The sequence below is a fragment of the Corynebacterium sp. HMSC067D03 genome, from assembly GCF_001811185.1.
GTDB lineage: Bacteria > Actinomycetota > Actinomycetes > Mycobacteriales > Mycobacteriaceae > Corynebacterium > Corynebacterium coyleae.
In genome coordinates, this window is sequence record NZ_KV803820.1 from 117772 (window position 1) to 129561 (window position 11790).

An 11790-nucleotide genomic window follows, 5' to 3' on the forward strand; every position below is an offset into this window, starting at 1 on the left:
GCCCCGCAGGGAACGTTCCCTGCGGGGCACATATGCATCTACCAGTGCGACGCCTACTCCCCCAGCATGTGCTGGCCTGCTGCTACATCGGCGTCCGGGATCGTGAGAATCTCGTTGCCATCGGCAGTGATCACGATGGTGTGCTCGAATTGTGCGGTGTACTCACCATCGACGTTCTGTACCGTCCAGCCGTCGTCCCACACGGTGTACGGCAACTCACCCAAGTTGATCATCGGCTCGACGGTCAGCGTCATCCCCGGCTCGAGAACATCCGTGTAGGCATCCGAGTCATAGTGCAGGACGACGAGACCGTTGTGGAACGTCGTGCCCACGCCGTGTCCGGTGAAGTCAGTGACGACGTTATAGCCGAAACGTTTCGCGTACGCCTCGATAACGCGTCCGATGACGTTGATCTCGCGGCCCGGCTTTGCTGCCTTGATGCCACGCATCATGGCCTGGTAGGTACGGTCCACAAGATCCTTGTGTTCCTGTGCAACCTCGCCAGCGAAAAATGTGGCGTTGGTGTCGCCGTGCACACCGTTCTTGTAAGCAGTGACGTCAATGTTGACGATGTCGCCTTCCTGAATCACCGTCGTATCCGGGATGCCGTGGCACACGATCTCGTTCAGGGACACACAGGAAGACTTTGTAAAGCCGCGGTAGCCAAGCGTGGAGGGGTATGCACCGTGTTCGATCAGGTAGTCGTGCACAATGCCGTCGATCTCATCGGTGGTTTTTCCCGGCGCAACCGCCGCGCCAGCAAGGGCGAGTGCGTTCGCGGCGATCTTGGATGCCTCGCGCATCGCCTCGATCGTCTCGGGGGTTTGGATGACCGGTTCGCCGACGTTTTCTTGGACGTCGTCTTTCCAGGCGTACTCCGGACGCTCAATGTGGTCCGGGACCTTACGCACTGGGGTCGGTTTACCTGGTGTAAGTAGTCCTCTTGGATTCATAAAGGCCATGGTAGTACCGCGAGCAAATTGGCCCTGCGGCAGCTAGCCAGCTTTCCGAGCTACCCCAGCGGCAAGTTGGCAAGCATCGTGTTCGTCAGCGCAACTGCCGCTTCAGAACCACCGCCGAGGACCACCAGGGTTGCAAACGCGATGTCGTCTTCCACGCGGTAGCCGGTGAACCAGGAGTGGGACCCACCGTTGATTTCGGCCTCGCCGGTTTTGCCGCGAATATCGCCGCCGGCACTCATGCCGCCTGCGGTACCGCCCGGCCCGGTCACGGCAGCCATGATCTGGCGCAGCTGATCGATCGCTTCCGGTGGAAGGGGCTGCACGTCCTCGCTGAGTTTCGTTTCCTCGCCCTGCACCAGGTACGGCACCGGCAATGACCCACGCGCGGCCGTCGCAGAAACCAGTGCCATGCCGAAAGGGCTGGCAAGGTCGAGGCCCTGGCCGTAGCCGGCCTCAGTGCGGTCGAGGGGCTCCTCCCCGACCGGGATCGAGCCAGTGATTGTCTCTACCCCTGGGATCTGCATATCGACCCCGAGACCAAACTGCTTACCCACGTCCTGCAACTCACCTGGGGCGAGACGCGTCGACATGTCCGCAAACGTGGTGTTGCACGAACGCGCAAACGCCGTCTCCAACGGCACGGTGCCGAGGCTGAAGCCTCCGTAGTTGGTCACGATGCGCCCATACAGGTTCATCGGGCCCGGACACGGCACCGGTGAGCCTGGTGTGAGCCCTTGCCGTGCAAGCCCCGCCGCTGCGGTGATGATCTTAAATGTCGAGCCAGGCGGGTACTGGCCCATCGTCGCCAGATTGCCTTGCGCATCCGCAGCCGGGGTCTGCGCAATAGCCAGAATCCCGCCCGTAGACGGCCTGATGGCCACAATCATGGCCTGCTGCCCGGCAACGGGTTCGAGCGCACGCTCAGCGGCCTCCTGGACCCGGTGATCCAAGCTGATGTGCACCGCCGGCGCCGGTGCGGGATCCTGACGGGTGATCTCCTCGTACGACGCACCATTTTCGTTGACAATGTCGACGCTCCAGCCGGAATCACCAACCAAATCATCGCGCACCAACTCGCCCACGCGCGCCATAATGTCGGGCGCGAAGCCCGGCTTTGCGTTAACCATGGCGGCTTCTTCGTTGAGCCGGACACCGGGCTCGTTGCTAAGCGCTGCTTCAACAGCATCTCGCGCTGCTGCCGGCACCACCGCCACCGAATACACACCGGAGGCGCGCTCGAGCTCGCCCTTCAACGTGTCTGCGTCGCGCAGTGGCACGCCACGGTCCTGCTCGTGCGCCCGGGCGAGAGCACTGCTGATCGCAGATGCCGCAGCACCGGCCGTGCGCATCTCGTTGGTATCCACCAACACCCGATACGCGATGCCGGGCTTTAACAACTCCACCCCATCAGAGGACACGACACTCGCCTGTGCGGGAGCGATCGCGCGCAACTCCAAATGCTGGTGCGCACCCAAACGCGGGTGCAACACCGACGGCTGCCAGCGCACCGTCCACTTCTCGCCGGACTGTGTCAGCGTCATCTGCGCGTCGTACTTCAACTCACGATCGCGCGGCAATTGCCACGCCAACTCGTACGTCGCGGTGGCCAGATTCTCTTCCTGGCGCACATCTTTCAGCGTCGCTGTGACGTCTTCTGCCTGCAAACCATCCCAGGTCGCGTTCGTGGAATCAGCCGCGGACGTCGGATTGTCAATCGCAGACGACCCGACGTCGCGACGCTCCAGCGCCTCCAAAAACGCACTCGCTGCTGGCTCAGCATCATTGGGGCGCGGGGTGCATGCGCTTATCGACGACGCAAGCACCACCCCGGCAACAACTGCGACGACACGACGCATACTAGCGGGTGACCTTGACCTCAGCCTTGGCGCCAGCGACCTCCTCGAGGCCCTGCTCCTCAGCAATACGCAGCGCGTGAGCAATCAGCGTTTCCACAATCTTCGACTCCGGCACGGTCTCCACAACCTCGCCCTTGACAAAGATCTGGCCCTTACCGTTACCGGAAGCTACACCAAGGTCAGCGTCGCGCGCCTCGCCCGGACCGTTGACAACACAGCCCATGACGGCCACACGCAGCGGGAACTCCATGCCATCCAGGCCAGCGGTGACCTCCTCGGCCAACTTGTACACGTCCACCTGGGCGCGACCACAGGACGGGCAGGAAACGATCTCCAACTTGCGCGGACGCAAGTTCATCGACTGCAGAATCTGGTCACCGACCTTGATCTCTTCCACCGGGTCAGCGGAAAGAGACACACGAATCGTGTCGCCGATACCCTGCGACAACAGGGCACCGAAGGCGACGGACGACTTAATCGTGCCCATGAACTTCGGACCAGCTTCCGTCACACCGAGGTGCAACGGGTAATCCGTCTTCTCTGCCAACTGGCGGTACGCCTCGACCATCAGCACCGGGTCCGAGTGCTTTACGGAAATCGCAATATCGCCGTAGCCGTACTCTTCGAACAAGCCAGCCTCGTAGATCGCGGACTCCACCAGCGCTTCTGGCGTGGCCTTGCCGTACTTCTCCAGCAGGCGCTTATCCAGCGAGCCACCGTTGACGCCGATACGGATCGGGATGCCTGCGTCACCGGCTGCCTTCGCAACCTCCTTGACGCGGCCGTCGAACTCCTTGATGTTGCCCGGGTTCACACGCACAGCTGCGCAACCGGCGTCGATCGCAGCGAAGATGTACTTCGGCTGGAAGTGAATATCGGCGATCACCGGGATCGGCGACTTTGCAGCAATTGCTGGCAACGCTTCCGCATCGACCGTCTTCGGGCACGCGACACGCACAATGTCGCAGCCAGCCGTGGTCAACTGCGCAATCTGCTGCAAGGTGGCGTTGATGTCGTGCGTCTTCGTCGTGGTCATCGACTGCACCGTGATCGGGTGATCGGAGCCAACACCGACACCTCCAACCATCAGTTGGCGGGTCTTACGACGTGGGGCCAGGGTGGGTGCCGGACCTTCAGGGATGCCTAATCCGATGGGGGTACTCATGGTGGATAACTCTAGCACCGTCACCCAAAAAGATTGACGGGGTTGACCACGTCTGCCGCCATCACCAACACACCGACAACAAGCAGCAGCGCCGCCATGAAATAGGTCAGTGGCATCAGCTTCTCGTAGTTTGCCGGGCCGGCTGGCGGCAGGCCACGGAGGCGTCGCAAAGCATTGCGAATCTTCTCGTAAATCACCACCGCAATATGCCCACCATCAAGCGGTGGAAGCGGCACGAGATTAAACAACGCCAGAAAGAAGTTCAGGCTGGCCAGCATCATCCAAAACGCCGGCCACTGGTCGCGCTCCACCAGCTCACCGCCGGTGCGCGAGGCCCCAATCACACTGATCGGGCCCTCAATGTCGCGCTCCCCGCCAAAGATCGACGCGACAACCCCCGGGATCTTCCCCGGAAACGCCATCAACCCGTCAACAGATGCTCGAAGCATCTGACCGGTGAACTTGGCCGTCGCCGGCACCGCCTCGACAGGCCCGAATTGCTTCACCGCATCCTTGACCGGAGCTGCGGCGATGCCCACCGCGCCGACGTCGATACGCTCGCCCGTCGAAGGATCGATGCGCTCGACCCGCGCCACGGGGACATCAATGCTTTGCGACGACCCACCGCGCTCCACCTCAAGCGCGACCATCTCCCCCGGACGCTGCGCAACATAAGTACGCAGATCCGCGAATGTCTCGATTGGTTCGTCGTCGACCGCAACCAACGTGTCGCCCACCTGTACACCCGCTTGGCCCGCAGGACCAGGTCCGCTGCACTCCGCCAGAGTTTTCTCATCCACCTGGTCGGCAACACAGACGACCTGGCCCACCTTCGGGGTGAAATCCGCGTACGGGTTCCGGATACCTGATGAGACAGCAACCCCAAAAATGATCACGACGCCGATCAAGATGTTCATCACGATCCCGCCGGAGAGCACCGCAATACGCTGCCACGCAGGCTTTTTCACCATCGCGTGCGGCGCTTCCTCCTCGGTGACCGGATCCATCGCCGTCATCCCCGCAATGTCACAGAACCCACCGAACGGCAGCGCAGCAATCCCATACTCTGTTCCGCCCCGTTTCACCGACCACAACGTTGGCCCGAAACCGACAAAAAACCGGCGCACTCGCATGCCAAACGCACGCGCAGTGAACATGTGGCCTGCTTCGTGCAGCGCAATCGAAGCAGTGATTGCAAGCGCGAAAAGCACAATCCCCAACACACTCATCGCGCTTCACCCCACAGCACACACAGCGAAGAGGTGCGGGCACACCGCCCGCACCTCAAGGGTCTAACGCTCAATGCGCGCAATCGCCGCGGCGACTCGCTCACGCGTACGGGACTCAACCCGCATCACATCAAACACATCGCTCGGGACTGCGGCGAACTCGTCGGCCTCGTCCAGGACCTCCCCGATAATGTCCACGATCTCCGGGAACTTAATGCGACCCGCGAAGAACGCCTCTACCGCTGCTTCGTTAGCAGCGTTGTAAATAGCCGGGTACGGATCACCCTTCTTGGCCACCTCACGGGCCAGACACACAGCAGGGAACACCTCGTTGTCCAGCGGCTCAAACTCCCACGAGAATGCCTGCGAGAAATCCAACGGCTCCTGCACATCCGGCACACGGTTCGGCCAATCCAGCGCGTGCGCGATAGGCAGCTTCATCGACGGCGGCGAAGCCTGTGCAAGCGTTGCACCGTCCGTAAACGTGACCAACGAGTGAATCACGGACTGCGGGTGAATCGTGACGTCGATCTTGTCCGGATCCATGTCGAACAACATGGCCGCCTCAATCAGCTCAAGGCCCTTGTTCACCAGAGTCGAAGAGTTAATGGTGTTCATCGTTCCCATCGACCAGGTCGGGTGTACCACGGCTTCTTCCGTGGTCACCTCCATGAGACCCTCGCGCTCCCAGCCACGGAACGGACCACCCGATGCGGTAAGAACAAGGCGAGCGATTTCGCTACGGCGAGTGCCGCGCATGCACTGCGCCATTGCCGAGTGCTCCGAATCAACCGGAACAATCTGACCCGGCTTTGCAGCGTCGAGCACGATACGGCCACCCGCTACAAGCGATTCTTTGTTAGCCAACGCAAGTGTCGCATCCGAGCGCAGCGCAGCCATGGTTGCCGGCAGGCCCGAGGCACCAACGAGTGCGTTGAGCACCACGTCAGCTTCCTGCGATTCAACGAGCGCAGCAGCGGAGTTCTCGCCAGTGATCACGTAACCGCCAAGCGCACGGGAGACTTCCTTCGCACCCTCAATATTGCGCACGGCAATCTGGTCGGCGCTCAGGCCAAACTCCTGCGCCTGCTCAATAGCAGCCTTAGGATTGGCGCCACCAATGGCAATCCCGACAATGTTGAACTTGTCGCGGTTTTCGCGGATCACCTCCACAGCCTGTGAGCCAATGGAACCGGTCGAACCTAAAATTACAACGTTTCGCACGCAACCATTGTGACACGTTTTGATTCATTTCGGCACTTGAACTGGATTAAACCCCCGAGGTGGTGCGAAAGTTTGAACACATTGGGGGCTATTGTCACCTTTTTCGCGCTCTGTGTGCGATGATGGGCAGCGATAGTTTCATCATTTCCAGGTGATCGTGTTTGCGATCGATCCCGTGTTAACAAGGAGCGTTGCAGTGGCCCACGCAAAGGAAAGCGCACCCCAGGTGTACAACGGTGTATCCGAGGCTGACGTCCCGTCCGCCAAATTTGGTTGGAGTGCGCTGAGCGACCGCGCCATCCAGCTGGCAGGTTGGATTTCCGTCGCGTTCCTCGTCGCCTACAACTTTGGCAACCACCAGGGCCACGTTGAGACCATTTGGCTCATCGCACTGGCCGTCCTCATTGCTCTCGCACTGATCCTTCTGGCTACCAAGCCGAAGCTCAACCAGGTGCGCACCGTGACGTCGCACAACAAGCCGGTCGGCTACGTGGAGCGTGACTGGACCTACGACCAGGCCACCCTCTCCGGCGACGTCTACGAGTCGCTGACCGATAGCCAGCTGCGCGCCCTCAACATCGAGCCGAGCCGTGTTGCACACCTGCGCAACACTGCACCGGCGCAGGCACGCGAAAACGTAGAGGTCATCGAGGTCGAGTCCAAGACCGGCAAGCACGCCCTCTAAAATCTTTTCGACGAAATACCGCCGCACCTTCCAACGAAGGTGCGGCGGTATTTTCATGCCGTCTGCCTGAGCGGACTAGCCACTCTTTTCGTCGGCTGCCAACTGCCCGCAAGCGGCCGCGATCTCTTGGCCCTTGGTGTCGCGCACCGTGCAAGGCACGCCTTGGGCGATCACACGGCGGACGAACTCGTCCTGCCGATCCTTCGGCGACGCATCCCACTTCGATCCCGGTGTCGGGTTGAGCGGAATGAGATTCACGTGCACCAGCGAACCCAACGCGCTGTGAAGCTTCTTGCCCAACATGTCAGCGCGGAAGTTCTGATCGTTCATGTCGCGAATCAAGGCGTACTCAATGGAGACACGGCGCCCCGTCTGGTCCGCGTAGTAGCGGGCCGCATCAAGCACTTCGGCTACCTCGAAGCGGTTGTTGATCGGGACCAACTCGTCGCGCAATTCATCGTCCGGTGTGTGCAGACTCACTGCGAGTGTGCAGGACAGCCCTTCATCCGCGAGCATACGAATCTGCGGTGCAAGTCCGACAGTGGATACCGTCACGTTGCGCTGGGAGATGCCAAAGCCAGCAGGCGACGGCTGCGTAATCTGGCGAACAGCAGAGACCACACGCTTGTAGTTAGCCAGTGGCTCCCCCATCCCCATAAACACAATGTTGGATAGGCGGGAGCCTTCTGCCTCCATCATTGCGGCCGCAGCGCGCACCTGGTCCACGATCTCCGCGGTGGACAGGTTACGGTCCAGGCCACCCTGACCGGTCGCACAGAACGGGCATGCCATGCCGCAGCCCGCCTGCGAGGAGATGCACAACGTCGCGCGACCTGGGTAACGCATCAGCACCGACTCCAGCAAGATGCCATCGTGCAGACGCCACAGCGTCTTCGTGGTATCACCGTTGTCGGTCTCCACGGTGCGCACGGGGGTCAACAACGTGGGAAAAAGTGCGTCCTTGACAAGCTGACGCTGGTTCTCGGGCAGATCCGTCATCGTCAGCGGATCTGCCTCAAACTTGCCGTAATAGTGACGCGCGATCTGATCAGCACGGAACTTCGGCAGCCCGAGTTCCTTCAACGCGTCGATTCGCTCCTGTGCCGACAGATCAGCGAAGTGCTTTGGCGGCATGCCACGCTTTGGGGCGAGCAGTTTGATCTCGGGAAAATCACTCATAGTGCGCCCCATCTTTGCATGTCGCACGAATGTTTTCGAATTACTAGGTCTGTGCTTAGGCGCTCATAAGCGTGATGGTCGTGAGCAGGATGTAGGTCGCCGCTGCTGCGGGAAGCATCCCGTCAAGTCGATCCATGATGCCACCATGCCCTGGCAGCAGGTTGGACATGTCTTTGATGCCCAGTTCACGCTTGAACTGGCTTTCCACCAAATCTCCCATCGTTGCGCAAATCACTAAAGCGATGCCGAGCACAACGCCCATCCACCACGGGCCGTGAATGAGCAGCGTGACCACTAAGATGCCGGTGATGCTTCCGGCAACGATCGACCCAGCGAAGCCCTCCCAGGACTTGTTCGGGCTAATTGCCGGCGCCATCGGGTGCGAGCCAAACATCACGCCTGCAGCGAAACCACCCACATCGCTGGCAACAACGCACAGCATGAACGCCACAATGTAGGCGGAACCATCCACCCCACCTTGGCTAATCAAGGAAATCATTGCGGCGAACGTGCCAAACAGCGGAATCCACGCAAGCACGAACAGACTCACTGCCGTGTCGCGCAGGTAGTTCTCTGGTCGCTTGTTCCTGCCCTGGTGGAACATCCCCCAGAACATGACAACTAGAACGGTGAAGGCAAAACCCGCCACGAGCCCTGTAGTGCCATACGGCACGGAGGACCACAGCATGAGTTGGGCCATGATGATCAGCAGTGTGCGCGGCTGCTGGTAACCAGCTTCCCGCAGCCGGGTCATCACCTCCCACATCGCTCCTGCTACAGCGACGGCGACAAGTGGGTACCAGGCTTTGGGCCCCACCCATACGGCGGCAATGACAATCGCGCCGAGCACAACACCGGTCGTAATGGCGGTCGGCAGATCACGCCCCGGGTTGTTCTTCGGCTTCGGCGCATGCACCGGCCAGCGGCTCGGCGTGGCGCGCTCCTCCTGATCAGCAGCAGGCACGCTAGACCTCCAGCAGTTCGGCTTCCTTACGCTGAACGATCTCATCGACCTGAGCAACGTAGGACTGGGTGGTCTTGTCCAGCGCCTTCTCGGCGGTCACGACCTCATCCTCACCAGCGTCGCCGTCTTTCTGAATCTTCTTCAGCGCTTCCATGCCCTGGCGACGGATATTACGGATGGCAATCTTGCCGTCCTCGCCCTTCTGCTTCGCCTGCTTGACCAGGTCACGGCGGCGTTCCTCGGTGAGCTGCGGGATAGACACACGGATGACCTGGCCGTCATCCGTCGGGTTCACACCGAGATCAGAGTTACGGATTGCGTTCTCGATCTCACCCATGGTGGACATGTCGTACGGCTTGATCAGCAGCATGCGCGGCTCCGGCACGGAAATCGTCGCCATCTGGTTAATCGGTGTCGGCGCACCGTAGAAGTCAGCCATCACACCGTTGAACATCGCCGGGTTCGCACGTCCGGTACGAATCGTGGCCAACTCGTCACGAGCGTGCTCAACAGAGGCGGTCATGCGCTCTTCGGCATCCAGCAATACGTCATCAATCATGGGGAAAACCCTACCTTTTCTCTATTCGGCGTCCCTACTAACCTACCAGCGCGACTGGCACCTACACTGGCGCCATGCTGCATCCCGCGTTCACGTTGCCCCCAAGCACACACACGCGGCCGCGCCCAAACATCGGACGTCTGGCTGGTTGGCAGATCCCGGTCAAAGACGGCACCGACGTTGCTGGCATGACCACTACCCACGGCAGCCCTGCACGCGCCTACACCGCAACAGCAACCGATCCGTTTATCTCCAATCTTTTGGCGCACGGCGTCGCCATCCACGGCAAGACGCTGACCTCGGAGCTGGGCGCGACCTGCTACGCAGAGCGCCCTGACGTTCCCGTGCTCGAGTCGCCGGCCTACCCCGGCTGCACCCCAGGTGGCTCTTCTACTGGCGCCGCAGTTGTGGTGGCCGACGGCACCGTTCGCGCCGCACACGGCACCGATGCCGGCGGATCCATACGCGTGCCAGCTGCAGCGTGCGAGATCGTCGGCTTCAAACCCGCAAGCAAAGGTATCGCCGCACATGGGTTTCTCACCCAGGACGTCGCGGACCAATTCACGTTGTGGGGTTGGCACCGCCGCATCAAAGGCAAGCGGCTCCGAATCGGTGTGCTTACCGACGGTATCTTCGCGCGGCCGGATGTGGAGGATCGGCGAGGTGCGCTCGTCGAAAAGCTTGCGAGTGCTCTCGACTTTGAAGTGGTGCAGCTCAAGCCGTATCGCGAATCGCTGGAAACCTACGCCCACTTCACGACCACAATCACCGCGAGTTTCAACCTGACGGATCCGCTCGACAGCGGATACATCGGCTGGCTCGTCGAGCAATCCCACAAGCTGACCAACAGCGACCTTGACGCCGCCGAGCAACACCGCCGGGATTTGCCTCACCTCATCGCCTCCCAATGGGACGTCGATGTAGTGCTCTCCCCCACGCTCGCATTCGCACCACCCCGGATCGGCTATTTCCCCTCTCTCACGCCAGAAGCGAGCTTCCACGCGCAAACCGAATGGTCACCGTGGTGCTCGCTGTACAACATGCTCGGCACCCCTGCGATTGCACTCGGCGGGGTGCACCTTGGCAGCCTTACGCTCACCGGGCCGGAACTGCTCACGGTGGCGCAGCATATTGAGACGCTGTTAGGCGACTAGCGTACCTACCTGCTCGCCACCAACCGCGCGGGCGATGTTTCCTTCCTTGAGCAGGTTAAACACCAGGATCGGCATGTTGTTGTCCATACAGAGACTAAATGCGGTGGCATCCGCAACCTTGAGGCCAAGTTCAATGACCTCGCGAGGAGAAATCTCGGAGTAGAGCTTCGCATCGGGGTTCTCGCGCGGGTCGGAGTCGTAGACACCGTCCACACCCTTAGCCATGAGCAGCACCTCGCAGCCGATCTCCAGCGCACGCTGCGCGGCCGTGGTGTCCGTGGAGAAGTACGGCATACCCATACCCGCACCGAAGATGACCACGCGGCCCTTCTCCAGGTGGCGTGCTGCACGCAGTGGCAGGTACGGCTCTGCAATCTGCGCCATGTTAATCGAAGTTTGGACGCGGCAATCGATGCCCATCTGCTGCAAGAAGTCCTGCAGCGCAAGGCAGTTCATGACAGTGCCGAGCATGCCCATGTAGTCCGAGCGCGCACGGTCCATGCCGCGCTGCTGCAGCTGAGCGCCGCGGAAGAAGTTGCCGCCACCGATCACGACAGCGACCTCGGTGCCGGAGCGCGCGACATCTGCGATCTGGCGGGCGACGGACTCGACTACGTCGGGGTCGATGCCAACCTTGCCGCCGCCGAACATCTCACCCCCCAGCTTCAGCATGACTCGCTTGAAACCTGTGCGGTTGGGGTTGAGGTCAGTCACCGAAAACGCTCCTTTGCGCGGATCAGCCAATTGCAAAATGTTCGGAACCGATCTTAGCCACGCAACGCGTTGAGTTCAGAACTGCTTGCTTAACGACGA

11 protein-coding genes are annotated in these 11790 nt (G+C 60.9%); 2 read left to right on the forward strand and 9 right to left on the reverse strand.

Annotation, left to right across the window (positions count from 1 at the left end):
• Positions 1–53: 53 nt before the first annotated feature.
• From map to dxr, 5 genes are all read right to left on the reverse strand, one after another.
• A complete protein-coding gene (map, locus tag HMPREF2785_RS06310; protein ID WP_168164681.1) occupies positions 54–953 on the reverse strand; it encodes a type I methionyl aminopeptidase in 900 nt (299 codons plus the stop codon).
• 59 nt (positions 954–1012) lie between these two features.
• Positions 1013–2818: a penicillin-binding transpeptidase domain-containing protein gene (locus HMPREF2785_RS06315; RefSeq protein WP_070614554.1), complete on the reverse strand. Its 1806-nt coding sequence runs from the start codon at positions 2816–2818 to the stop codon at positions 1013–1015.
• A 1-nt stretch (position 2819) separates the two neighbouring features.
• On the reverse strand, positions 2820–3983 hold the full coding sequence (gene ispG / locus HMPREF2785_RS06320) for a flavodoxin-dependent (E)-4-hydroxy-3-methylbut-2-enyl-diphosphate synthase (RefSeq protein ID WP_070422393.1): 1164 nt from the start codon (positions 3981–3983) through the stop codon (positions 2820–2822).
• A 20-nt stretch (positions 3984–4003) separates the two neighbouring features.
• Complete coding sequence (locus tag HMPREF2785_RS06325) at positions 4004–5212, reverse strand: M50 family metallopeptidase (RefSeq protein WP_070614555.1); 1209 nt, start codon at positions 5210–5212, stop codon at positions 4004–4006.
• Positions 5213–5275: 63 nt separating this feature from the next.
• On the reverse strand, positions 5276–6436 hold the full coding sequence (dxr, locus tag HMPREF2785_RS06330) for a 1-deoxy-D-xylulose-5-phosphate reductoisomerase (RefSeq protein WP_070483892.1): 1161 nt from the start codon (positions 6434–6436) through the stop codon (positions 5276–5278).
• Positions 6437–6632: 196 nt separating this feature from the next.
• Between dxr and HMPREF2785_RS06335 the strand changes: the two genes are divergently transcribed.
• Complete coding sequence (locus HMPREF2785_RS06335) at positions 6633–7121, forward strand: DUF2631 domain-containing protein (protein ID WP_083292009.1); 489 nt, start codon at positions 6633–6635, stop codon at positions 7119–7121.
• Between the two features lie 75 nt (positions 7122–7196).
• Here the strand turns inward: HMPREF2785_RS06335 and rlmN are convergent, their stop codons facing one another.
• The 3 genes from rlmN to frr are packed head-to-tail and all read right to left on the reverse strand — an operon-like array spanning position 7197 to position 9823.
• Complete coding sequence (rlmN, locus tag HMPREF2785_RS06340) at positions 7197–8300, reverse strand: dual-specificity RNA methyltransferase RlmN (RefSeq protein ID WP_070614556.1); 1104 nt, start codon at positions 8298–8300, stop codon at positions 7197–7199.
• A 55-nt stretch (positions 8301–8355) separates the two neighbouring features.
• Positions 8356–9264: a phosphatidate cytidylyltransferase gene (locus HMPREF2785_RS06345; RefSeq protein ID WP_070422267.1), complete on the reverse strand. Its 909-nt coding sequence runs from the start codon at positions 9262–9264 to the stop codon at positions 8356–8358.
• Position 9265: 1 nt separating this feature from the next.
• Positions 9266–9823 carry a ribosome recycling factor gene (gene frr, locus HMPREF2785_RS06350; RefSeq protein ID WP_070422266.1) on the reverse strand — a complete coding sequence of 186 codons (558 nt, stop codon included), beginning with the start codon at positions 9821–9823 and terminating at the stop codon, positions 9266–9268.
• 74 nt (positions 9824–9897) lie between these two features.
• Here frr and HMPREF2785_RS06355 point away from each other — a divergent pair, with 74 nt between their 5' ends.
• Entirely contained in the window at positions 9898–10977 is a 1080-nt protein-coding gene (locus HMPREF2785_RS06355; protein WP_141750653.1) for an amidase family protein, read from the forward strand.
• Here the strand turns inward: HMPREF2785_RS06355 and pyrH are convergent.
• Positions 10966–11649, reverse strand: a complete 684-nt coding sequence (gene pyrH, locus HMPREF2785_RS06360) for a UMP kinase (protein ID WP_070422390.1) — start codon at positions 11647–11649, stop codon at positions 10966–10968. The genes HMPREF2785_RS06355 and pyrH overlap by 12 nt on opposite strands.
• Positions 11650–11790 lie beyond the last annotated feature (141 nt).